Source organism: Stenotrophomonas sp. (genome assembly GCF_035634915.1).
Lineage (GTDB): Bacteria > Pseudomonadota > Gammaproteobacteria > Xanthomonadales > Xanthomonadaceae > Stenotrophomonas.
Window position 1 is genome coordinate 34,592 of record NZ_DASQCB010000009.1, and the last position, 21,868, is coordinate 56,459.

21 protein-coding genes are annotated in these 21,868 nt (G+C 68.0%); 11 read left to right on the top strand and 10 right to left on the bottom strand.

The window, feature by feature from the left end:
- The first annotated feature begins 1 nt into the window (after window position 1).
- Window positions 2–355 (top strand): SH3 domain-containing protein, encoded by a 354-nt coding sequence (locus VER16_RS06415; protein ID WP_324806417.1) that lies wholly within the window; start codon window positions 2–4, stop codon window positions 353–355.
- Window positions 352–1,746: a dihydrolipoamide acetyltransferase family protein gene (locus tag VER16_RS06420; protein WP_324806419.1), complete on the top strand. Its 1,395-nt coding sequence runs from the start codon at window positions 352–354 to the stop codon at window positions 1,744–1,746. Before VER16_RS06415 ends, VER16_RS06420 begins: the two co-directional genes overlap by 4 nt.
- A 77-nt stretch (window positions 1,747–1,823) precedes the next feature.
- Here the strand turns inward: VER16_RS06420 and VER16_RS06425 are convergent, their stop codons facing one another.
- From VER16_RS06425 to VER16_RS06450, 6 genes are all read right to left on the bottom strand, one after another.
- Window positions 1,824–2,381 (bottom strand): hypothetical protein, encoded by a 558-nt coding sequence (locus VER16_RS06425; protein WP_324806421.1) that lies wholly within the window; start codon window positions 2,379–2,381, stop codon window positions 1,824–1,826.
- A gap of 25 nt (window positions 2,382–2,406) precedes the next feature.
- Window positions 2,407–3,462, bottom strand: a complete 1,056-nt coding sequence (locus VER16_RS06430) for a hypothetical protein (RefSeq protein ID WP_324806423.1) — start codon at window positions 3,460–3,462, stop codon at window positions 2,407–2,409.
- A 3-nt stretch (window positions 3,463–3,465) separates the two neighbouring features.
- On the bottom strand, window positions 3,466–3,807 hold the full coding sequence (locus VER16_RS06435) for a hypothetical protein (RefSeq protein ID WP_324806424.1): 342 nt from the start codon (window positions 3,805–3,807) through the stop codon (window positions 3,466–3,468).
- A 287-nt stretch (window positions 3,808–4,094) separates the two neighbouring features.
- Complete coding sequence (locus VER16_RS06440) at window positions 4,095–4,481, bottom strand: VOC family protein (protein WP_324806426.1); 387 nt, start codon at window positions 4,479–4,481, stop codon at window positions 4,095–4,097.
- A 178-nt stretch (window positions 4,482–4,659) separates the two neighbouring features.
- Window positions 4,660–5,367 carry a YafY family protein gene (locus VER16_RS06445; RefSeq protein WP_324806428.1) on the bottom strand — a complete coding sequence of 236 codons (708 nt, stop codon included), beginning with the start codon at window positions 5,365–5,367 and terminating at the stop codon, window positions 4,660–4,662.
- A complete protein-coding gene (locus VER16_RS06450; RefSeq protein ID WP_324806430.1) occupies window positions 5,367–6,002 on the bottom strand; it encodes an NAD-dependent dehydratase in 636 nt (211 codons plus the stop codon). The genes VER16_RS06445 and VER16_RS06450 overlap by 1 nt, the downstream gene beginning before the upstream one ends.
- A gap of 105 nt (window positions 6,003–6,107) precedes the next feature.
- Here VER16_RS06450 and VER16_RS06455 point away from each other — a divergent pair, with 105 nt between their 5' ends.
- Complete coding sequence (locus VER16_RS06455) at window positions 6,108–7,646, top strand: diguanylate cyclase domain-containing protein (RefSeq protein ID WP_324806432.1); 1,539 nt, start codon at window positions 6,108–6,110, stop codon at window positions 7,644–7,646.
- 122 nt (window positions 7,647–7,768) lie between these two features.
- Here VER16_RS06455 and VER16_RS06460 read toward each other — a convergent pair whose 3' ends face one another.
- Window positions 7,769–8,695: a DUF808 domain-containing protein gene (locus VER16_RS06460; protein WP_324806434.1), complete on the bottom strand. Its 927-nt coding sequence runs from the start codon at window positions 8,693–8,695 to the stop codon at window positions 7,769–7,771.
- A 225-nt stretch (window positions 8,696–8,920) separates the two neighbouring features.
- Between VER16_RS06460 and VER16_RS06465 the strand changes: the two genes are divergently transcribed.
- The gene (locus tag VER16_RS06465) at window positions 8,921–10,564 is read left to right on the top strand and encodes an ABC1 kinase family protein (protein ID WP_324806915.1); all 1,644 of its coding nucleotides are present in this window, start codon (window positions 8,921–8,923) and stop codon (window positions 10,562–10,564) included.
- Window positions 10,565–10,796: 232 nt separating this feature from the next.
- Window positions 10,797–12,902, top strand: coding sequence for a phosphoglycerol transferase I (locus tag VER16_RS06470; protein WP_324806436.1), 2,106 nt, complete (start codon window positions 10,797–10,799; stop codon window positions 12,900–12,902).
- Window positions 12,903–13,359: 457 nt separating this feature from the next.
- Here VER16_RS06470 and VER16_RS06475 read toward each other — a convergent pair whose 3' ends face one another.
- Together VER16_RS06475 and VER16_RS06480 are read right to left on the bottom strand one after the other, a co-directional pair.
- The gene (locus VER16_RS06475) at window positions 13,360–15,738 is read right to left on the bottom strand and encodes a DUF3772 domain-containing protein (RefSeq protein ID WP_324806916.1); all 2,379 of its coding nucleotides are present in this window, start codon (window positions 15,736–15,738) and stop codon (window positions 13,360–13,362) included.
- 241 nt (window positions 15,739–15,979) lie between these two features.
- On the bottom strand, window positions 15,980–16,228 hold the full coding sequence (locus tag VER16_RS06480; RefSeq protein WP_313437170.1) for a hypothetical protein: 249 nt from the start codon (window positions 16,226–16,228) through the stop codon (window positions 15,980–15,982).
- Window positions 16,229–16,410: 182 nt separating this feature from the next.
- Between VER16_RS06480 and VER16_RS06485 the strand changes: the two genes are divergently transcribed.
- The 3 genes from VER16_RS06485 (at window position 16,411) to VER16_RS06495 (ending at window position 18,825) form a co-directional block, all read left to right on the top strand.
- Window positions 16,411–16,905 (top strand): lipocalin family protein, encoded by a 495-nt coding sequence (locus VER16_RS06485; RefSeq protein ID WP_324806439.1) that lies wholly within the window; start codon window positions 16,411–16,413, stop codon window positions 16,903–16,905.
- 9 nt (window positions 16,906–16,914) lie between these two features.
- Window positions 16,915–18,126 carry an FAD-dependent oxidoreductase gene (locus VER16_RS06490; protein ID WP_324806441.1) on the top strand — a complete coding sequence of 404 codons (1,212 nt, stop codon included), beginning with the start codon at window positions 16,915–16,917 and terminating at the stop codon, window positions 18,124–18,126.
- A gap of 210 nt (window positions 18,127–18,336) precedes the next feature.
- On the top strand, window positions 18,337–18,825 hold the full coding sequence (locus tag VER16_RS06495) for a hypothetical protein (RefSeq protein ID WP_324806443.1): 489 nt from the start codon (window positions 18,337–18,339) through the stop codon (window positions 18,823–18,825).
- 73 nt (window positions 18,826–18,898) lie between these two features.
- Here VER16_RS06495 and VER16_RS06500 read toward each other — a convergent pair whose 3' ends face one another.
- Entirely contained in the window at window positions 18,899–19,333 is a 435-nt protein-coding gene (locus tag VER16_RS06500) for a PepSY domain-containing protein (RefSeq protein ID WP_324806444.1), read from the bottom strand.
- 148 nt (window positions 19,334–19,481) lie between these two features.
- Here VER16_RS06500 and VER16_RS06505 point away from each other — a divergent pair, with 148 nt between their 5' ends.
- Genes VER16_RS06505 through VER16_RS06515 form a run of 3 tightly spaced genes read left to right on the top strand, consistent with a single transcriptional unit; the run spans window position 19,482 to window position 21,753 of the window.
- The gene (locus tag VER16_RS06505; RefSeq protein WP_324806445.1) at window positions 19,482–19,778 is read left to right on the top strand and encodes a PepSY domain-containing protein; all 297 of its coding nucleotides are present in this window, start codon (window positions 19,482–19,484) and stop codon (window positions 19,776–19,778) included.
- The gene (locus VER16_RS06510; protein ID WP_324806447.1) at window positions 19,778–20,437 is read left to right on the top strand and encodes a response regulator transcription factor; all 660 of its coding nucleotides are present in this window, start codon (window positions 19,778–19,780) and stop codon (window positions 20,435–20,437) included. Before VER16_RS06505 ends, VER16_RS06510 begins: the two co-directional genes overlap by 1 nt.
- Window positions 20,434–21,753, top strand: a complete 1,320-nt coding sequence (locus VER16_RS06515) for a sensor histidine kinase (protein ID WP_324806449.1) — start codon at window positions 20,434–20,436, stop codon at window positions 21,751–21,753. Before VER16_RS06510 ends, VER16_RS06515 begins: the two co-directional genes overlap by 4 nt.
- Window positions 21,754–21,868: the final 115 nt, after the last annotated feature.

Genomic DNA, 21,868 nt, shown 5'->3' on the forward strand with positions numbered 1-21,868 from the left:
CATGCGGGCCCGCCTCCTTGGGGCTTACCGCAGCCAGTATTCCAATCCGCTCCGGTTCCGCTCCGGCCAGATCGTCGAGGTAGGTGTTCGTGACGAGGAATGGCCGGCGTTTGCCTGGGTACGCACCAACGATGGGCGCGCGGGATGGGCGCCCATCGCCTGGCTGCAGCTGCTGGATGAAGGTCGCGCCGAAGCCCTGCGCGACTACGACGCCCGCGAGCTGGATGTGGAAAACGGCGAGATGGTGAAGCTGCATCACGAACATGGTGGGTGGTGGTGGTCCGAGCGCGCGAACGGCGCGACGGGCTGGCTGCCGGCCCGCGAACTGGAACTGCTGGAAGAGAACTGCACATGAGCCAGACCAAGAATTTCAACCTGCCCGACCTGGGTGAAGGCCTGCCGGACGCGACCATCGTCGAGTGGTTCGTCAAGGAAGGCGATGTGATCAAGCTGGACGCGCCGCTGGTGTCGATGGAGACCGCCAAGGCCGTGGTGGAAGTACCCTCGCCGGTGTCCGGCAAGGTGCTGAAGCTGTCCGGCGCGGCCGGCGACATCATCCCGACCGGTGCCGTGCTGGCCAGCTTCGAGATCGACCCGAACCTGCCGCAGCGCGCCGATGGCCAGGACACCGGCCACAGCCACGGGCACGCCCCGGCGGCCCCGGCGGCCCCGGCCGCACCGAACCCGCCGCCGCTGCCGGCCGCGGCCGCTCCGGTGGCTGCCGCTGCCGAGGAAAAGGCCGAGCGCGATGACGCCGGCACCGTGGTCGGCGCGATGCAAAGCTCCAATGCCGTGCACACCGAACAGGCGCTGGCCGTCGGTGGGGTCAAGGCCGTGCCGGCCGTGCGTGCCACCGCGCGCAAGCTGGGCGTGGACCTGGCCCGCGTGCGTGCCACCGGCGCCGATGGCGCGGTGACCATGGCCGACGTCAAGCAGGCCGCGGCCGACGGCAGCGCCAAGCTGGGCGCCGCCCCGGCCCCCGTTGCGGCCGCTGCCTATGCCGCGCCGGCCCCGGCGCAGGTGTCGGCCCCGGTGCAGAGCGAAGCCCGCACTCCGCTTTCGGCCGCCGGCAAGCCCATGCGCACCCAGCCGCCGGGCGTGGTCGCCAAGGGCCAGCCGGAACCGCTGAAGGGCGTGCGCCGCAACATGGCACGGGTGATGGCCGACGCGCACAGCAAGGTCGTGCCGACCACGCTGAACGACGACGCCGACATCCACGCCTGGCTGCCGGGCAACGACGTCACCGCCCGCCTGGTGCGCGCCATCGTGGTCGCCGCGCAGAAGGTGCCGGCGATGAACGCCTGGTTCGACGGCGACGCGCTGACCCGCACCCTGCACGCGCAGGTGGACATCGGCATTGCCGTGGACACCGACGACGGCCTGTTCGTGCCGGCGCTGCGCAATGCCGACATGCTCGATGCACGTGGCATCCGCGAAGGCGTCAACCGCCTGCGTGAGCAGGTGGAAGCACGCTCGATCGCCGCCTCGGAACTGAGCGGCTACACCATCTCGCTGTCCAACTTCGGCATGTTCGCCGGCCGCTACGCGACCCCGGTCGTGGTGCCGCCGTGCGTGGCCATCATCGGTGCCGGCCGTGCGCGCCACCAGATGACCCCGGTGATGGGTGGCGTGGAAGCGCACAAGGTCATCCCGCTGTCGGTGACCTTCGACCACCGCGCCGCCACCGGCGGTGAAGCGGCCCGCTTCCTGCGCGCGATGATGGACGACCTAGCGCTGGCGAACTGATCCACCGCCCAGGCTGGTAACCGCAGAAGGCTGCGATCCTCCGGGATCGCAGCCTTTTCTTCATCCGCGCGCCGGCTTCAGTGACGCGCCTTGGCGCGCCGGTAGGGCTTGTCGCCGCCCCCGCGCGGTGTGCCCGCTTCGGGGTTGATGCACACGCGGCCATCGCAGATCGCCGCGTCCGAAGCGTAGTACGCCTGCAGCACCGGCAACGCGTCGTCATAGCGCTGCAGCGCTTCCTTGCTGCTTGCCAGTTCGCCGCGGTAATAGCCCAGCACGGCCCAGCCGACGATCAGCACCAGCACCAGCAGGCCACCGGCGGCGATGCTCCACATCCACAGCGTGGCGCCGGTACGCCGCAGGACCGTGGCAGCGGCGGCAAGGTCGCGCCCGTACTGTGCGGTAACGGGTGCCACGGCATCCTTCGCATCTGATGCGATGCGTGCACTGGCACCGCCCACGATGGCTTCGACCTTGCGGTTGAGTGCCTCCATGTCCGCCTGCAGCGATTGCACGCACTGGTCAAAGGTTGCCTGCATGCGCGTCTCGCGCTGCTCGAACCTGGACAGCATGGCGGCCTGCAGCCGCAGCGAGTTCTGAAGCGCCGCCAGCACGGCGGCCGGGTCCTGTTCGCCCACCCTGTCTGCTCCTGCGTTGCGCCCTTCAGGCGTCCATGCTGCGTGCGTGCGGCTGCTGCGCCGGAGGCTGGCGCTGTGCGGCGTCAGCATTCTGGGCCTGCACCTGCGCCTGTTCCTCGGCTGCGTGGCCCTGCTGCGCCAACGCGGCCACTTCCGGCGACCGTGCGATGTTCGCGGTGGCACGATTGAATGCGGCATCGTCGCCGGCATACAAGGCACTGGCCATGCGATCCAGGTCCGCATCGCCGGTGGAGAAGCCGGCATTGCCGCCCTGCCGTGGTGCCTCGCCTTCGTTGGCACTGATGCGCAACGGGCCCGAACCGGAATGCGACTTCGCATCGGGGTCCAGCGGCACGGTCTTCTCGCCATCGCGCGGCGGCTGGATCCTGCGGTCGTCGCCGTCGTACCACTGCTTGCCATCGAACCAGTAGCCGCTGCGATGCGAGCCGAGGCCGACATCCTGGTGCAGGTTCTCGCCGAAATCCGGCGCGTCCACGCTCTTGCCATCCTTGTCCCTGGGCAGCGATGGCGTGATGTCGGCCGCCTTCATCAACGTGCTGGTGACGCCGTTGCTGTTGTTGTAGAGCGGCGAATACTCCATCTGCGCATCGTTGATCTGCTGCCCGGCTGCCTTGGCCGCAGCGAGCTTCTTTTCCAGTTCCTGGTCGCTGCCCTGCCAGACCACCTGGCGTTCATGGGTCTCGCCGGGGAGCGGCCAGTCGGGTGAGCGCTGCTCGCCCACCAGCACCTTGCCCTCGGCATTGCGCTGCAGTGCCGGATCATCCAGCCGCGCCTGGTCCAGTGGCACCCGGACATGGCTGCCATCGGCCTGGCGCTGGCTGACGAACTGCTGCGGCGGTTCATACGGTGCTGCATCCACCTGGATATGGCCGTAGTTGTCCGAACCCAGCAGGGTGCTGCCGGCCAGGTTGGACAGCGCATTGCCTTCGGGCTGCGTATCCGGGCCGCCGCGAACCACCTGCTGGCTGCCATCGGAATGTTCGAACAGCAGGTAGGTATGCCGCCGCCCGGCCGCAACCGGGCTGGCCCCTACGATGATCTTCGCGTTGCCGTCCGGCATGGCTCAATCTCCCAGATGGGCAGGCGTACGGGACACATCGAGGTGCTGCACACGCACGCCATCTTCCGATTCCAGCGTCACGATCCAGTGCACCGGCGTGGGCGGCGCGGTAACCCGCTGGTCTGCCGGCAGCGGCGGTGGCGATTGCAGGCTGCAGTAGAAAGCGGCCTTGATGGTGGGCGCCTGCGGCTGCGAGGGCTGGCAGTCAAAGCCCTTCGCGCGAAGCTGCTGCACCGCCTCGGCCAGTACGCTGCCGGGGCCTGCCCACTGGCCGAGCTGGGCCTTGCCCGCAGCCGTGGACTGCTGTTCGTGGAAACGGGAGGCTTGCTGTCCGGAGTCATTCATGGCGGAACATCCTGTCGCAGATGTCAGAAGGAACAGGGAAACCAGGAGCGGGACGGCGGCGGACCGTGTCGCCCCGGGGATACGTATCCCACGGCTGCCCCGGGCGCGCCCGGGACGGGGGAAGGTGGTAGCCACGCTGGAGTTACCCCGCTGCAGTGTCGATGGGCAGAAACTAGCATGGAACCTTCGGCGGAAAGGTGAGGGAACCGCAGGAAAATTCCTGGAAATCCGTAGGAAAATCCCTCAACGTGACGCACATACAGAAACCGGGTGTGGTCCCCCTCTGCTCACTCGCGCGCCACCCGGTTTTCCGCGCGGCTGTACACGCGCAGCCGATGACCATCGGGATCGACACCCACGAAGGTGTGGCCGAATTCCAGGGTGACCGGTGCCTGGGTGATTTGTACCCCCAGTGCGCACCACGCATCATGCAGGTGCTGCACTTCAGCGGGATCGGCAACCACCATCGCCAGCTCGGCGGCGCCGGCCTGCGCGGTGACCGGCGGCAGCACGCCATCGCGCTGCCACAGGCCCAGGGCCGCGCCATCACCGAGCAGGAACAGGGCGAAGCCGGGCGACTGCTCGACCGGCGCGGTGCCGAGGATGGCGCTGTAGAACGTGGCACTGCTGGCGACATCGCGCACGTACTGCAGCAGGGTACTGGGCTTGAACATGGACAACCTCCGTTGTTGGGAGTGCCCATGGTGGTACGGCCCTGCTGACAGATCCTGTCAGCAGCGTCGCACCGTCGCCTTGGTAGAGTCGACTGTCAGTCGACTGCTCTGGCCGGAAAATCCCGCGCTGCGCGCGATAGTCCACTGACAGTCGACTCTACCGCCGCCGTTGCCCACCTCACGAACGGTCCAGCCAATCCGGGGCGATGCCCTGCGCCTTCTGCCATCGGCGCAGCAACGTGGCGCGTGGCACGCCATAGCCCTCGGCCAGCGTGCGTAGCTGGCGGATGCGGTCCAGGCGGAAATGGCGGAAGTCCTCGCGGGCCTCGCACCATGCCGCCAGCACCTGCACTTCATCGAAGTAGCCCAGTGCGAACGGCCAGACCACGCGCTCGGTGCGCCGGCCCTGCACATCTTCATAGGCGAACCGCAGCCGCTGCTGTGCGCCCACCGCTTCACGCACCGTCTGCAGGCGTGCCGGCGGCACCTTGGCCGCGTTACGCGAAGGCCCCACGCGCAGGCCACTGTCGCGCAGCGCCTCACGGCGTGCGGCGGGCAGCACGTGTGCGATGCGCGCCAGCGCATCACGCGCAGCGTCCGCCAGGGCCGGCTCGGTGCGTGCGGCTACCCAGCGCAGGCCCAGTACCAGCGCATCGACCTCGGCCGGTGGCAGTGTCATCGGTGGCAACACGTCGCCAGGCACCAGCTGGTACCCCACCCCGGCCTCGCCGCGCAGGTCGGCGCCCTGCGCCCGCAGGGTCTCGATATCGCGGTACAGCGTACGCAGGCTGATGTCGAGCGCGTCGGCCAGGGCCTGCCCGGCCACCGGTCGGCGGTACCGGCGCAGCAACTGCAGCAGTTGGGTGAGGCGTACTGCGCGCGACATCAGCCGACCAGTGCGCCCGATGCCACCACGTGCTCGCCGGGCGGCGGCGCCAGCGCCGCGTCCACCAGTGCCCTGGCAATGCGGCTGGCCGGGTTGATCCGCCATGCCCGTGGCAGCACCGGCCCGAGCACACCCGCTACCTGGAGGGCGAAGTGCTCGCCACGGCGCACCTGCTGCCGCTGCCCACCAATCAGGCCCGGCCGCACCAGGGTGAGCGAGGCAAAGTCCAGTGCGCGCAGATCGCGCTCCAGCTCACCCTTCACCCGGTTGTAGAAGAAGGCCGAGTCCGCGCTGGCCCCGGCCGCCGAATTCAGCACGAAGGCGCGTGCCCCCTGGGTGCGGGCCATCCGGGCGAATGCCAGCGGGTAATCGTGGTCGATGCGGTAGAAGGCCTCGCGGCTGCCCGCCTGGGCCATCGTGCTGCCCAGCGCGCAGATCACCGCATCCACCTGGGCCCAGTCGGGGCCCTCGGGCAGGGCATCGAACGGCAGCACCGGCGCATGCAGCTTTGGATGGCTCAGGCCCAGTGCGCGCCGGGTGGGGGCCACCACCGCGCGGCACAGCGGCTCGTCCAGCAGCATCGGCAGGGCCAGCCCGCCCACCAGGCCGGTCGCCCCGAGCAGCATCACGCGCATCCCCACCTCCACTGCGGCATCCTGTCGGCCATCGTAGCCGTTCAAGGCGTCGGCGGGCGCGCCGATATGCTGTCACCAGCCCCTGCCAGCCCCAGGATTTTCCCGATGACGGACCAGCCAGACCACCGCCCTGCCCCCGGCACTGCCCTGGGACCGCTGGCGCGCGTGCGTGCCGTGCCCGACGATGGGCGCGGCGACCGAGTGGTCCTGCAGGGTGGCACCGCCGTGGCCCTGCAGCAGTTGTTTGCCGGCGCCGATACCCCCGAACCGCTGCTGGCGGCCTTCGCCAATGGCATGGCCACGCTGCCGGGCGAGCTGGGCGACATGGGTGACCGCCTGCAGTCGGCGCAGGCCACGGCCGATTGGCCACGCTACGGCCGGGCGATGCGCCAGCTGATCGACAAGTACATCCGCACCATCGAACAACATTCACCCGATGGCCAGCCCGACAGCCTGCGCCTGTCCGAACAGCTGCGGCTGCTGCTGGGCGGTGCAGTGGCATCGCTGCTGCAGCACGACCCGGATCTGCGCGGGCAGGCCCAGGCGCTGGCCACGCAGCTGCGGCAGTGGCAGCCCGGTGCCGCGCTGGACCCCATCGAACAGGGGGTGCGCGAGCTGGGCCATCAGGTGGGCGTGCGCGCGGAGAGCTGGCAGGAGCAGCAGGCCCTGCTGCTGGAACTGTTCGCGCTGTTGCTGGAAAACGTCAGCGAGCTGCTGGATGACCGCAGCTGGCTGCAGGGCCAGATCGCGGCGGTGCGCCAGCTGCTGGCCGGGCCGCTGGAAGCCGATGCGGTGGAGCGTACCCGCGCCGAACTGCGCGAAGTGATCTACAAGCAAGGGCTGCTGCGCCAGGGCATCGACGATTCCAAGGCGGCCATGCGCGGGTTGATGGGCGAGTTCATCGAACGCATGGACGGCATGGCCGCCAGCACCGGGGAGTACCACGACCGCATCGGCAGTTATGCCCTGCAGCTGCGCGAGGCGCGCAGCATTGCAGACCTCAACCAGCTGCTGCAGGACGTGATGCATGACACCGGCAAGGTGCAGCAGCAGGCCGCGCAGGCCCGCGACCACCTGGCCAGTGCCCGGCAGGAAGTGGAGCGAGCCGAGCAGCGCATCACCGAACTGGAACAGGAGCTGCGCGAAGCAGGCGACCTGGCCCGCATCGATCCGCTGACCCAGGCGCTGAACCGGCGTGGCCTGGACGAGATGCTGCAGCGTGAGCTGGCCCGTGCAACGCGCAACAACACGCCATTGGGCCTGGCGGTGATCGATCTGGATGACTTCCACCAGACCAACGATACCCATGGCCATGCCGGCGGCGATGCGCTGCTGCAGCACCTGGTATCGATCTGCCGCCTGCTGCTGCGCGCCACCGATGGCATCGCCCGCCTCGGCGGTGACGAATTCGTGCTGGTGCTGCCGGAAACCCCGGGTGCCGACAGCATGGCCACCGTGCAGCGCCTGCAGCGTTCGCTGGCGCACCGCGTGCTGACCGTGCAGAACCAGCGCGTGCCGGTGCACTTCAGCGCCGGCCTGGCGCAGTGGCAGCCGGGCGATGATGCCGAAGCCCTGCTGCGGCGCGCCGATGAGGCGCTGTATGCGGCCAAACGGCAGGGCAAGAACCGGGTGCAGGCGGGGTAATCCCGCACCACACCGGAGCACGCTTTGGCAGGAGCACGCTTTGGTAGATGCCAACCTTGGTTGGCACCCATGGCATGAAACCGCCGACCAAGGTCGGCCTCTACCGGGAAGTGCGCCGCCGCTTACTTCCCGCGCAGCTTCTGGATGCCGGTCACCGCGGCCAGCACGATCGCACCGGCAACGATGCCGACCACCATGTTCGCGGCCGCGCTGATCAGCCAGCCCCACTGCCCTTCGCCACCCAGTGCCTGCACCGCGTGATGCAATGCCGGCACGTTGTGCACAAGGATGCCGCCACCGACCAGGAACATGGCGATGGTGCCGGCCACCGACAGGAACTTCATCAGCCACGGCGCGGACACCACCAGGCCACGACCGAACGCCGCTACCGCCCCGCCCTTGCGCGACAGATACAGGCCCACGTCGTCCAGCTTCACGATGCCGGCCACCAGCCCGTAGACGAACACCGTCATCGCCACGGCCACCACCGAAAGGGTCAGAAGCTGCTGGGTGAACGCCGCCGTGGCGACCACGCCCAGGGTCAGCACGATGATCTCGGCCGAGAGGATGAAATCGGTGCGGATGGCGCCCTTCACCTTGTCTTTTTCCCACGCCACCATGTCCACCTGCGCATCGGCCAGTGCCTTGCGCCGCTCGGCCTGGTGCTCGGCGTCCTCGTCGGCCGAGTGCAGGAAGCGGTGCGCCAGCTTCTCCACGCCTTCAAAGCACAGGAAGGCGCCGCCGATCATCATCAGCGGCACGATCAGCGGCACGTTCCAGCCACGGCTGTGCAGCCAGGCTTCGAGCGCGCTGATCGCCAGCGCCGCCGGCACCAGGATCACCTTGTTGACCAGCGACCCCTTGGCCACCGCCCACACCACCGGCAGTTCACGGTTGGCATTGACGCCGGTCACCTGCTGCGCGTTCAGCGCCAGATCGTCGCCCAGGACGCCGGCGGTTTTCTTCGCCGCCACCTTGGTGAGGATCGAGACATCGTCGAGCAGGGTGGCGATATCGTCGAGCAGGGCAAACAGGCTGGCACCGGCCATGGTGGATCCAAAGAGGGAATGGACGGATTCTGACCGATCCGGTGCCCGCTGCGGAAGCGGGTTCACCGCGTGCCTACCGCACAGCAGGGACACTGGCAGGGTCCCGCTTCTGCCGGGCATGTCCGCCGGGCATGGCCCGGCGCTACCAGAGCAGCGCACCGCCCCGAGGAGTTCCGCTTGAGCAATCCGTCCACCGCCACGGCCAATCCTCCGCTGGTCACGGGCATGAACCGGCGCAGCCAGATCCTGCGCCTGCTGATGCGCTACCGCCATTCCGGTGTGTTTTCCGGCATGAACCTGGATGCGGCCGGCAGCCACACCGATGTGCCCGCCGACGGCAACCCGGAACAGTTCGTCAGCGACCTCGAAGCGCTGGGGCCGACCTTCGTGAAGCTGGGGCAGATGCTCTCCACGCGCCCGGACATGGTGCCAGCGGAGTTCGCCACCGCGCTGGAGCGCATGCAGGAGAACGTCGCGCCTATTCCGGTCGAGCGCATCCACGCCATCGTCGAACAGGAACTGGGTACCGGGGTGAACAAGCTGTTCGCCTCGTTCGATCCGGAACCGCTGGGCTGCGCATCGATCGCCCAGGTGCACCGGGCGGTGCTGCATGACGGCCGCCAGGTGGCAGTAAAGGTGCAGAAGCCTGAAGTGGCCGCGCAGCTGCGTTCAGACCTGGAAGCGCTGCGCAGCTTCGCACTGGCCGCCGACCACCTGACCCAGGTTGGCCGCCGCGTGCGCCTGCGCGACTGGCTCAATGAGTTCGCCAAGACCCTCATGCAGGAGCTGGATTACCAGGCCGAGGCCGAGAACCTGGCGCGCTTCGGCCGCCACCTCAAGCCGTTCCGCCGCCTGTGGGTACCGCAGCCGCTGTGGGACTACTGCAGCCAGCGCGTGCTGACCATGGAGCTGGCCTCCGGCGTGCGCGTGGATGCCATTCCCGAGGTGCGCCGCACCGAACAGGCGATGGACCCGCTGGCCGCGGCGCTGATCCGTGGCTACCTGGACCAGATCTTCGTGCATGGCGAGATCCATGCCGATCCACACCCGGGCAACCTGCGGGTGACGCCCGATGGCCGCCTGGCGATCTTCGACCTGGGCATGGTCGCGCACATGCCACCGCGCCTGCGCGAGCGCCTGCTGAAGATCCTGTTTGCCGCCGTCGATGGCCGCGGCGAGGAAGTGGCCGACGACCTGATCAGCATCAGCACGCGGCTGGAAGCCTTCGACGAGGAGCGCTACCTGCGCGAGACCGGCCAGCTGATCGCGCGGTACGCGGCCAGCGGCAGCTTCTCCGAAGGCCGCGTGGTGCTGGACATGGTGCGCATCGCCACCGCGTCCGGCCTGCGCACGCCGCCGGAACTGAGCCTGGTCGGCAAGGCGCTGCTGAACCTGGAAACCGTCTGCCGCCTGCTGGCACCGGATCTGGATACGCGCCGCATCGTCGAACGCCAGCTGCAGCATGTGATGCGTGCGCGGCTGAAGAAATCGCTGTCGGCGGCCAATCTGGCCAGCGAGGCCATGGAGCTGCAGCAGCTGCTGCGTGACGGGCCGCGCAAGCTGACCGACATCATGGCGCTGCTGGCCGAGAACCGCCTGCAGATGAAGGTGACCGGGCTGGAAGAATCGCGGTTGATGGAGAACCTGCAGAAGATCGCCAACCGCGTCGCCGCCGGCATCATCAGTGCTGCACTCATCATGGCTGCATCGCTGATGATGAAACTGGAGACCGGCTGGCATCTCTTCGGCTACCCCGCCATTGCCCTGTTCCTGATGCTGATCGGCGTCGTACTGGGGCTGGGCATCGTGACCAGTGCCCTGCTGTTCGATCGGCGCGCACGTGCGCGCGAGGAGCGCGGGCATCGTTGAAGAAGCGGGACGTCACGCGAGTTTTTAATGAAATCGCGTAGTGGCTTTCACGTAGGTTTTACCTGCAGCGCGCGATTTCACCTCATGTAACAAACAAACATTTCAGTCAGGTTCGTACATGCACTATCGGGTCATCAGCCTGTCATGCATGTGTGCTTGAGGCAGCGCTGGTCGGATGGACACGCGTCGGTACGACGTCCATCACCACCTCCCGTCACTGCCGAAGCCGCTTATGCTCTGGATCCTGCTGCTGTCGCTGTTGCTGTTGGCCTGGCTGTTCCTCGCCTCCGATAAGTGGGTGTGGTGGAAGGCGAGCACGTTCTCGCTGCTGCTGCTCTGCCTCAGCACGTGGTGGTTGATCGACAAGCTGTCCGGCGACGGCCTCAATGCCGCCACGCTCTATCACCTGGGCGCCGACATGGAAGGCGCCGGCATCGCCGATTTCAAGGGCTACATCGCCGGTTACGTCGCACTGATCCTGGTATCGCTGCTGCCGCTGTCTGCCACACGGGTCAAGCGCTGGCGCCGCCCGGGCCATGGCGGCGCATGGTTCGCCGGCTTTGCGGTGGTGTGGATCGCCACGATCATGATCAGCCCGCTGGCACGTGATGGCCAGCGCCTGTACCAGCAGCTGCGCCCGGTCGATTTCGCCCGCATCGCCCCCGAGTACCAGGTGCCGACGCAGCCGCTTCAGCGCCCGCGCAACATCGTCTGGATCTACGGCGAAAGCCTGGAACGCACCTACCTGGACGAAAACGTGTTCCCGGGCCTGATGCCCAACATCAACCGCTTGGCCAGCCAGTCGCTGGACGTGCGCGGGCTGGCCTCGGCCGAAGGCAGCGGCTGGACCATCGCCGGCCTGGTGTCGTCGATGTGCGGCGTGCCGCTGACCACCTCGCAGGGCGATGAAAACAGCATGGACCGCATGGGCAGCTTCCTGCCCAAGGCCGTGTGCCTGGGCGACTACCTGAAGCAGCAGGGCTACACCAACCATTACCTGGGTGGCGCCAGCGGCCGCTTCGCCGGCAAGGGCCAGTTCCTGGCCAGCCACGGCTTTGACGAAGTGCACGACCTGGACTGGTTCAAGCAGCAGAGGAAGATCGGCCGCGTGCATTACTCGCCGTGGGGCGTGCACGACGACGTGCTGCTGGACACCGCCTACCAGCGCTTCGAACAGCTCTCGCGCAAGGGCGAGCCCTTCATGCTGACCACGCTGACCATGGATACCCACCACCCCGCCGGCCATCTGCCGGTGGCGTGCAAGGGCCAGCGTTATGAAAGCAGGTACGGCAACATCAACATGCTCAACGCGCTGAAGTGCAGCGACCGGCTGATCTCGCAGCTGGTGCAGCGCATCCAGGCCAGCCCCTACGGCAAGGACACGCTGATCGTGATCGCCTCGGACCACCTGGCGATGCCCAACGATCTCACCGATATCCTCACAAAGCAGAAGCGCGAGAACCTGCTGCTGTTCCTCGGCGATGGCATTGCCCCGCGCCAGCTGACCGCCGACGCAGGCACCACGCTGGATTCGGGCGCGACCCTGCTCAGCCTGCTGGACCCGCAGTTGAAGACGATGGGTTTCGGCCGCTCGCTGATCGACACCCAGCGCGCGCCCAGCGCCAGCGTGGCCACCCAGCGCGATGGCGGCCGCGATTATCCGCAGTACCTCGCCTTCGCCCGCTCGCTGTGGCTGGGCGAGCCGACCCGCGAACTGAAGATCGATGGCGATGACCAGGTGGTGGTCGGCCTGCAGCATGTGCAGCCACCGGTGCTGCTGGAGTACGACAAGGACTGGGGCCTGAAGTCGGTGTATCTGGAAAACACCTCGCGCCAGTTCGACGATGCCGACCCGGACAACACCCTGGCCTACGTGGACCGCTGCACGGCGTTCGAGGATGGCTCGGCCGACGGCGACTGGTGCGCGCTGCTGGTGAACCGCGACAACGGCATCAAACTGTTCCGCGATGACGACCTGCGGGGCGGCATCGCAGTGGATGCACCGCTGGAATCGTTCCAGGGGCCGCGCCCGAGCGTGCGCCAGGCGCACATGATCACCCAGAAGGGCCGCCGTACCCGTGCCGGCCAGTACATGCTGGAGCTGGTCGCGAGCCAGCGCCCGGACCGTGGCTTCTGGATCGAAGCGGTATCCTCGCAGCGCAAGGTGGTGCTGGCGCAGCAGTGGGTGCAGCCCGATGCTGACGGCAAGATCAACGTCTCCTTCGGTTTGGACCACGAGGTGGATGATCTGGAGATCCGCGCGTGGTTGAACCATGCCGAGAAGCTGGCGGTGGATACCTTCGCCCTGGTGCCCTCGCGCGTGCGACCGCGGGGGTAAAGGGTGTTCTTTTGCAGGGCTTGCAGCCCTGCACCTGCTCACGGCAACGGCAACGTCAAAAGCGGGCATTCCGTGGGATGGCGCCGCACGCGGCTGTTGGCAACTGCGACTGTGCGGCTGTTGGTAGGTGTCGACCTTGGTCGACACATCTGTCAGATATCGAATGAATTCATCCGTGTCGACCAAGGTCGACACCTACCAAAGCCGCCCCCGTGTCGACCAAGGTCGACACCCACCAGAGCAGAACGCCGTACTGACAGATCGCGGCCAACTGTCGAAGGCGAGGTGGGTCCGGTTGAGGGGGTGTGAGCGGCATGGATGCCGCGACCAAGCCCCCATGGATGGGTTTACGGCGTCCCCCTCAACCGGACCCACCCCGCCATCCTGCGGATAGCCCGCTTTTGACGTTGACGTTGATTCTGCAGGTGCAGGGCTGCAAGCCCTGCAAAAACCCCACCTATTCCGGCGGGGTGTCGCGTACCAGGTGGATGTCCGTCGGGGTCGACAGCGGGATTTCCCGCTCGGCCAGGATCTGCAGCAGGCTGAAATACAGATCACTGCGCGTGCCATACACCTGCCGCGGGCTCGCCACGTACGCGAAACTGTTGAAGGTGATCTGGCCACCGGCAATGCTGTCAATGAACACCGACGGCGCCGGCTGCTTCAATACCGCCTGGTGCGCGGCATAGGCATCCAGCAACGCCTGCCGCAGGCCCGCCACATCGGTACTGGTGGGCACCGCGAACTGGATCTGGATCCGGCCCTGGTTGTTGCCCATCGTCATGTTGCGGATGGTCTTGGTGATCAGCTCCGAGTTCGGCACGATCAGCGTCGACTTGTCGCCCACCTGGATCTCGGTCGAACGCACGTTGATCCGTCGGATGTCGCCTTCCTGGTCCCCCAGCTTCACCCAGTCGCCAATCTTCACTGGCCGCTCGGCCAGCAGGATCAGGCCGGAGACGAAGTTCTGGATGATCGCCTGCAGGCCAAAACCAATACCCACCGACAGGGCGCTGGCCAGCAGCGCCAGGTTCTTCATGTCCAGGCCCATCGCGGTCAGCGCCCACAGGCCCACCAGGATGATGCCGACGTAACGCGTGATCATGCTGATCGAATTACGCGCGCCCAGGTCCAGCTCGGTCTTTGGCAGATACGTGTCGGTCAACCAGCGCTGCAGCAGCTGCACCACGGCCAGGCCCACCATCACCACCAGCAGCGCGATAGCGATGCGCGCCGGTTTCAGGGTGATGTTGCCGATGGCGATGCCGCTGGCCAGCGAACCCACGCGCTCGACAACCGAACCGATGTTGCCGAAGGGAGCGAGCAGCGCCAGCAGCGCAATCAGCACGACAAACGTACGCAGTACCGCTGACAGCAGCACGCCCGCCTGTTCCAGCCGTGACACGCTCAGACCGGTACTCAGCAGGATGGTCTGGCCGACCCTGCTGTCGGCGTTGAGCAGCCAGGTGCAGAGGTCATCGACGAACTTGAACAGCAGCATCGCCGCCAGCACCACGATGCTGCCGCCGATCAGCTGCTGGTTCACGAACTTGGCGAAGTTCACGTAGCCCAGCAGGGTGGCGATGATGGCGGCGGTGACCGCGATGTTGCCCGCCACCCGCGCCAGCACCAGCCAGCTGCTGCGCCGCACCGGCACCGCCGCACCCATACCGTCTGCCTGCGCCTCCAGCTTGGCTTCAGCTTCTGCCGTCTGCCGCCGGTGCAGGCGCGCCAGGGTCACCAGCATCGCCATGATCAGGCCGAGATAGGTCAGTGCGATCACACCGTCCAGCGCCACCGTGGTGACGTCGCTGGTACGCGTGGCGCGGTCGATGGCCACCAGCACCGTGCTCAGCCAGGCCAGTGCCGCAGCGCCCCAGGCGTACTTGCGCAGCTTCAGTGCGGCAGTGTCATCCAGGTTCAACAGGCGCCACGAGGGCCGCGTGGGTACCAGCAGGCAGGCACTGAGCGCGGCGATGAAGGCCGCGGCGAAGGTCGCCTGCTGCACGCCTTCGGCCACGGTCTGCAGGCGCGGGGCGATGCCACCAATGGCGTTGAGCGAGGCGATGAACACCACCATCGCATAGCCCGGCAGCAGGGTGCCGACCAGCAACAGCCACATGGCCAGGCCCGAGCGGCGCAGGCGTCCATCGGGCGCACGCTCGGAGGCCGCGAACCGCCGGCCCAGCGCGCGCAGCCACAGCCGCAGCGGGAACATCATGATGAGCGCGGCCAGCAGGCCCAGCAGTGGCGTGCTCCAGCCCTCCTTGCGCAGCGCGGCAGCCAGGGCATCGCGGCCCTGCGCGGCCAGCGGGGTGACACGGGCGATGTCCACCGGCAGCTGTTTTGCCACCTTGCGCCACAGCGCGGGCGACAACGGCGAATCGACCTTCTGGCCCAGTTCCTCGGTGCGCTGTGCGTTGCGCTGCTTGTCGATATCGCTGGCCAGCTGGCCGGCGCGCACGCCGCTGGCCTTGGCCTGGGCGATGGACGAGGCCAGCGCATCGCGCTGGCGGGTCAGGTTGCGGCGCTGTGTTGCCAGTTCGGGCAGCTCGGTGGTGCCATCGGGTGCTGGGCCAAGCTGGGTCAGCTGCTCGTTCAACTGGTCCAGCTGCGGCTGCAGGCTCTTGTCCAGCGCCTCGGCATCGCGGCGCACCTGCGATGCGGTCTCGGACAGCATCGCCAGCGTTTCAGTGGCCTCGGCGGCGTCGCGCTTGCGCTCCACCTCCTTCAGGCTGGCATCGAACTGGGCCAGCTGCTGCTTCGGCGTCGGGTCGTCATCCTGGGCCAGCACCGGCGCGGCCAGCAGCAGTGCCCCGCACAGCAGCAGCGCCATCGAGGGGCCACGCACCAGGATCGTTCTGAAGAAGGAAAGCAAGCCAGCCACACCGGTTCGCGCGGACCACCGCGCCTGCGCGCGACTATACGGCACGGCGGGTCACGCCCGCGTAGAGTCGAGCTTGCTCGACTGGCGTGATATCTGGCACCACGAGAAAAGCAGTCGAGCTTGCTCGACTGACGGAATGCCCGGCACCGCGCAAAGAGCAGTCGACCAACGGTCGACTCTACCCGCGCCCTCAGTACTTCAACCGCAGCTCTTCCACCTGTGGCTGCTGCAATGCATACCAGTCCTGGAATTCCTCTTCGCTGATCTCATCGGGCGCGTACACGGCGATGGGGTGCCAGTCGTGGTCGGTCGGCAATGGCTGGCGCGGGCCCGCGCGCAGGCTGTAGCTGACGCCCTCGTAATCGACCACATCGTCCACCTGCGGCCACTGCTCGCGGGCAAACGCGCTTTCACTCTTCAACAGGATCACCTGGTACATCGGCACCTCCACTTCGCTTGTAGGGGAAAAACCCGGCGCTGGCGCAAGGATAGCGCCGCGCCGGTGACAGCTGGCACGCCGCGCGGGCGACGCAATGTTCTGGACGCAGCCCTCGCCCCGGCTTCACCTGCCCATGGCGAGCACGACGGCATGGTGGGGGTCCGTTCCCAACCCGCCTGTCCATGACCGACCAACCGCCGTTGAAGACCGTTGCCGACCTCAAGCTGCCCCGCTACCTGGGCACCTGGTACGAGATCGCACGCCTGCCCATGCGTCACGAGCCGGAAGGCTGCACCGACGTATCAGCCCACTACCAGCTGCTGGACAACGGCAACGTGCAGGTTCACAACCGCTGCCGCATGGACGGCGAGGTCGAAGACGCCATCGGCGAAGCCAGCCCCGTGGACAATGACAGCGCGCGCCTGGCCGTGAGCTTCCTGCCCAAGGGTCTGCGCTGGCTGCCCTTCACCAAGGGCGACTACTGGGTGATCCAGGTGGCACCGGACTACAGCGTTGCCCTAGTCGGCAGCCCGGATCGGAAATACCTGTGGCTGCTGGCCCGCGAACCGCGGCTGGATGCCACCGTGCGCGACCATTATCTGGCCACGGCCCAGCAGCAGGGCTTCGATCTGTCCGAACTGATCCATACCCCCCACACCGGCAACCCCACCGCCTGAGCCCTGCGCATGGACCTGAAGAGCGGTTACCCGTGGTGGGCGGTGCGCAATGGCCTGGTCCATGCCTTCCCGCCGCTGCAGCAGGACCTGCGCTGCGAGGTGCTGGTGGTGGGCGGCGGCGTCACCGGCGCCCTGATCGCCCACGAACTGGCCGGCCATGGCCACCACGTCGCGGTGATTGAACAGCGTGACATCGGCTGGGGCAGCACCGCCGCCAGCACCGCCCTGCTGCAGTACGAGATCGACACCCACCTGCTGGATCTGGCCCGCCAGTACGGCAACGAAGCCGCGGAAGCGGCCTACCGCGCCTGCGCCGAGGCCATCCCGGCCCTGGGCCAGGTGGCGCGCGGGCTGAAGGATGTCGACTTCAAGCGCATGGACAGCCTGTACCTGGCCAGCCGCCACCGTGACGTGCCGGTGCTGATGGCCGAGGGTGCCGCACGCCGCCAGGCCGGGCTGGATGCACGCTGGCTGGGCCGGGAGGATCTGCAGGCGCGCTTCGGCGTGGACGGCGGCGGTGCGCTGCTGACCCGCCAGGCCGCACGGGTCGATCCGTATCGGCTCACCTACGGCCTGCTGCAGCGGGTGCAGCGTCGTGGTGGCACCGTGCATGACCGCACCGTGCTGCAGGCCCTGCAGTCGGGTGCGCGTGGGGTGGTCGCCCGTACCGAGGCCGGCGCGACGATCCACGCCAGGCACGTGGTGCTGGCCATGGGCTATGCCAACCAGCACTGGATCAAACAGCGGGTGGCCCGCAATCGCAGCAGTTATGCCTTCATCACCGACCCCATCGACGCCGGGGTGCTGGGCCCGCTGCAGCGCACGATGGTGTGGGAAAGCGCCCGCCCCTACCTGTACCTGCGCGCCACCGGCGAGGGTCGGCTGCTGGTGGGCGGTCTGGATGATGCCATCGACATCCCGGCGCGGCGCGACCGGCGCGTGCAGGGCAAGGCCAGGCAGCTGATGAAGCAGCTGCAGCACTGGTTCCCGCAGCTGGACCCGACCCCCGCATTTTCCTGGGGCGGCACCTTTGCCGAGACCGCCGACGGCCTGCCGTTCTTCGGCCCGCACCCGCAGTGGGGGCCGCGCGTGCAGCTGGCGATGGCCTACGGCGGCAACGGCATCACCTATTCGATGATCGGTGCGGGGCTGCTGCGGGCGCGCATCGAGCGGCGGCGGCACCCGCTGCAGGAACTATTCGGGTTCGAACGGGTCTCGTAGAGGCGAGCCATGCTCGACTGCGCCTGAAACCTTGGTAGAGTCGAGCTTGCTCGACTGCTTCTGCCAACCGCAGTCGAGCATGGCTCGACTCTACAAGTGCGGCGGTCGCTCGACTCTACGGCCCGGCGACAGGCATCATTCAAACAGCGCCTGTTAGCGTCGGCCTGTCCCGCCGCGCTTGCCGCGGTCCCTGCCTGTTGGAGCGTCGCGATGATCCGCCCCCTGCCCCTGCTGCTCTGCCTGGCCTGCCTGCCCGGGACGGCCCTGGCCCAGTCCGCCGCCGGCGCCACCGCGCCGCAGGCCGACGGCCTGGACCTGTCCGTGCCGCAGGCGCCCATGCGCTATCTGAACGACCCGACCGTGCAGCAGGACCCGCCGGGCACCTATTACGGTGACAAGAGCGGCCCGCGTGTGCACGATGACGCCAGGATCGCCGATGTGACCGACGACAAGGTCAAGGTATCCGGCAGCTTCACCACCGGCATCGGCTATTCCAAGGGCTACGGCAACAGCCACTACAACGCCGCCACGCTGAACCTCAGCAAGAACTACACCACCGATGAGGGCAAGACCCGCGGGGTCAACCTCAACATCCACGTCAGCGAAGGCAAGGGCCCGGGCTTCTTCGGCCCCTACGGCGGTGGCTACTACGGCGGTGGCCCGGGTTACTGGGATTACCCGCCGCCGTACGGCTGGTAAGCCAACAACCCGGCAGGTGTCGACCTGGGTCGACACGCTCTGCCGACCAAGGTCGGCAGCTACCAACGCCCGGTCAATCCAGCCAGCCATCCCGCTCGCTGTGCAGAATGCGGCCGTCATAGCCGCTCAGGCGCACTTCCACCTTCTGGTTGCGGGCATTGCGCGCTTCCAGCGACCAGGTTGCACCATCGCGTTCCAGCGAATGGATCTCGCGCAGGCCGTGGGCCTGTGCCTTGGCCAGCACCTGCTCGGTGCCCAGCAGCGCGCGACCGTTGTGCTCATCGAAGATCTCACCGGTCTTGGGGTCCACGTAGACCTCGCTGAAACGGCCATCGGCGCGGCTGACGTCGGCCTCCCACACGCCGTCATCGCGCTCGATCTCGTGAATCTGGGTGTAGCCGGCCTTGCGCAGGGTCTGTTCCACCTGGGCGATGCCCAGCGGGGCGGCCTGTGCGGCGGGGGCCAGGGCGAGTGCGGCCACGGTGGCCAGGGCGAGGGACTTCAGCATGGGGGTTCTCCTGTTGGGGCCGGACCAGCCCGGCAACACCAGCTTGCCCACGCTGCCTAACAGGCCCTTAGCCGCGCCTGTTAGTCGATGGTTAGCCAACGCTGGCACACTCGCGCCAGCTCCCGCTCTCCAGCCTTCGCATCACGCCGTGAACGTCTTCCCTGCCCTGTCCCTGCTGCTGGCCCTGGCCAGCGCCCCCGTGGCCGCCGGGCCCAGCCAGGACCCGGAACAGCAGGTGGCGCGCCGCGCGGTGCAGCAGGGCCGCTATGTGCCGCTGGAGAGCGTGGTGCGTGATGCACTGAAACGCCACGCCGGGCAACTGCTCGAAGTGGAACTGGACGATGGCGTGTACGAGGTCGAGATCCTGCGCGCCGACGGCCTGGTGGTAGAGCTGGACTATGATGCGCGCACCGGCAAGCTGCTGAAGACGGAGCTGGACGACTGATGCGCATCCTGCTGGCCGAGGACGACGCGGCGCTGGCACAGCGCCTGCAGCCGCTGCTGGAACAGGCTGGCTACGTCGTGCAGATCGTGGCCGATGGCCGCCAGGCCGAAGAGATCGGCCAGATCGAGGATCTGCAGGCCGCCATCGTCGATCTCGGACTGCCCGGGCTGGATGGCCTCAGCGTCATCGAGCGTTGGCGCGCCAATGGCCGCAGTTTCCCGGTGCTGGTGCTGACCGCACGCGGGCGCTGGCACGACAAGCTGGCCGGCTTCGATGCCGGCGCCGACGATTACCTCACCAAGCCCTTCCAGGCCGACGAACTGGTGCTGCGCCTGCGCGCGCTCATCCGCCGCAGCCACGGCCACGCCAGCCCGCGCCTGCAGTGCGGCCCGCTGCAGCTGGACGTCAACGCCGGCCGCTTCGAACTGGATGGCCAGGCGCTGGCGCTCAGCCCGCAGGAGTTCCGCCTGCTGAGCTGCTTCATCCACCACAGCGGCCAGGTGATCGGCCGCGACCGTCTGGGCGAACAGGTGTTCGAGGGTGGGCTGGACCCGGATTCGAACGCGCTGGACGTGCTGCTCGGGCGCGTACGCCGCAAGCTGGGCAACGACCTGATCCAGACCGTGCGTGGCCAGGGCTGGCGGCTGGCCGCGCCGTGAGCGGGCAACCTTCGCTGCGCCGTCGCCTGCTGCTGGCCGGCGGCCTCGGCCTGCTGGTGGTTTCGCTGCTGGCCAGTGCGTTGCTGGGCGAACTGTACAAGCGCAGCGCGCGCGACCGCCTGGACCACGAGCTGCAACAGGACCTGCTGACCCTGGTCGCGCAGATGGAAACCACGCCCGACGGCCGCCTGCAGCTGCGCCAGGAACCCAACGACGCGCGCTTCCAGCGGGTGTTTTCCGGTGCGTATTGGCAGATCACCGACGGCCACGGCCAGGTGCTGCTGCAGTCGCGCTCGCTGTGGGATGAAACCCTGCCGGCTGCGGCGGCCGTTGAAGCCAGCCGCAACCTGCCCGGTCCGCTGCAGCAGGCGCTGCGCGCGCGTGTACAGCAGGTGCGCCTGCCGCGCGCCAGCGAGGTATATCGAGTAACCGTGGCCACCGACCGCAGCGCACTGGATACCGACGTCGCCGCGTTCCGCCAGCGCAGCGCGCTTGCGCTGGGGGTGCTGGTGGCGGTCTGGCTGGCGGTACTGGCAACCCAGGTGCAGTTCGGCCTGCGCCCGCTGCGGCGCCTGGCCACGCAGCTGGAACGCGTGCGCCGCGGCCAGGCCCAACGTATCGACACCGCTGGCCTGGGCAGCGAGATCGTGCCTCTCGGTGAGGAGCTCAACGCCTTGCTGGAACACCAGCAACGCATGGTGGCACGCGCACGCACCAGTGCCGAAGACCTGGCCCATGCCCTGAAAACGCCACTGAGCGTGCTGGCCGCCGAGGCCGATGGTGACGGGACGGCATGGCGGACGACCGTGCGCGAACAGGGCGCGCGCATGCAGGCCAGTGTCGACCGTCATCTGGCGGTAGGCCTGGCGGCCGACCATCGCCAGCGCACCAACGTGGCCGCCGTCGCGCAGGCCCTGTGCGGGCTGATGGCGCGCGTGCATGGCGAGCGCGGCGTTGGGTTCACTGCCGAAGGCATCGACCCGGCATTGCAGTTTGCCGGTGCGCGTGCGGACCTGGAGGAAATGCTGGGCAATCTGCTGGACAACGCCGGCAAGTGGGCACGGCAGCGGGTGACGATCAGCGCGATGAGTGACCAAGGGCAACTGCGCGTGGATGTACGCGACGACGGCCCGGGGCTGGCCACTGAGGCCCTTGCAGAGGTCACCCGTCGTGGCGTGCGCCTGGATGAGCGCGAAGGCAGCAGCGGGCTGGGCCTGGCGATTGTGGGAGACATCGCCACCAGCTACGGCGGGCGCCTGGTGCTGGAGAACGCGGAGCCGGGGCTGCAGGCAACGGTGTGGTTGCCGATGGGGTGACCTGCCGTTGTGCGCGCCCCGCCCACGCCCGGCAGGTGTCGACCTTGGTCGACACGCCATGCCGACCAAGGTCTGCCCACGCCCGGTAGGTGTCGACCTTGGTCGACACGCCGTG

Excerpts from the sequence above, each read along its gene's own strand:
- VER16_RS06415 (WP_324806417.1), top strand. The coding sequence starts at position 2 with ATGCGGGCCCGCCTCCTTGGGGCTTACCGCAGCCAGTATTCCAATCCG.
- VER16_RS06420 (WP_324806419.1), top strand. The coding sequence starts at position 352 with ATGAGCCAGACCAAGAATTTCAACCTGCCCGACCTGGGTGAAGGCCTG.
- VER16_RS06430 (WP_324806423.1), bottom strand. The coding sequence starts at position 3,462 with ATGCCGGACGGCAACGCGAAGATCATCGTAGGGGCCAGCCCGGTTGCG.
- VER16_RS06435 (WP_324806424.1), bottom strand. The coding sequence starts at position 3,807 with ATGAATGACTCCGGACAGCAAGCCTCCCGTTTCCACGAACAGCAGTCC.
- VER16_RS06440 (WP_324806426.1), bottom strand. The coding sequence starts at position 4,481 with ATGTTCAAGCCCAGTACCCTGCTGCAGTACGTGCGCGATGTCGCCAGC.
- VER16_RS06445 (WP_324806428.1), bottom strand. The coding sequence starts at position 5,367 with ATGTCGCGCGCAGTACGCCTCACCCAACTGCTGCAGTTGCTGCGCCGG.
- VER16_RS06450 (WP_324806430.1), bottom strand. The coding sequence starts at position 6,002 with ATGCGCGTGATGCTGCTCGGGGCGACCGGCCTGGTGGGCGGGCTGGCC.
- VER16_RS06455 (WP_324806432.1), top strand. The coding sequence starts at position 6,108 with ATGACGGACCAGCCAGACCACCGCCCTGCCCCCGGCACTGCCCTGGGA.
- VER16_RS06460 (WP_324806434.1), bottom strand. The coding sequence starts at position 8,695 with ATGGCCGGTGCCAGCCTGTTTGCCCTGCTCGACGATATCGCCACCCTG.
- VER16_RS06465 (WP_324806915.1), top strand. The coding sequence starts at position 8,921 with ATGAACCGGCGCAGCCAGATCCTGCGCCTGCTGATGCGCTACCGCCAT.
- VER16_RS06470 (WP_324806436.1), top strand. The coding sequence starts at position 10,797 with ATGCTCTGGATCCTGCTGCTGTCGCTGTTGCTGTTGGCCTGGCTGTTC.
- VER16_RS06475 (WP_324806916.1), bottom strand. The coding sequence starts at position 15,738 with ATGGCGCTGCTGCTGTGCGGGGCACTGCTGCTGGCCGCGCCGGTGCTG.
- VER16_RS06480 (WP_313437170.1), bottom strand. The coding sequence starts at position 16,228 with ATGTACCAGGTGATCCTGTTGAAGAGTGAAAGCGCGTTTGCCCGCGAG.
- VER16_RS06485 (WP_324806439.1), top strand. The coding sequence starts at position 16,411 with ATGACCGACCAACCGCCGTTGAAGACCGTTGCCGACCTCAAGCTGCCC.
- VER16_RS06490 (WP_324806441.1), top strand. The coding sequence starts at position 16,915 with ATGGACCTGAAGAGCGGTTACCCGTGGTGGGCGGTGCGCAATGGCCTG.
- VER16_RS06495 (WP_324806443.1), top strand. The coding sequence starts at position 18,337 with ATGATCCGCCCCCTGCCCCTGCTGCTCTGCCTGGCCTGCCTGCCCGGG.
- VER16_RS06500 (WP_324806444.1), bottom strand. The coding sequence starts at position 19,333 with ATGCTGAAGTCCCTCGCCCTGGCCACCGTGGCCGCACTCGCCCTGGCC.
- VER16_RS06510 (WP_324806447.1), top strand. The coding sequence starts at position 19,778 with ATGCGCATCCTGCTGGCCGAGGACGACGCGGCGCTGGCACAGCGCCTG.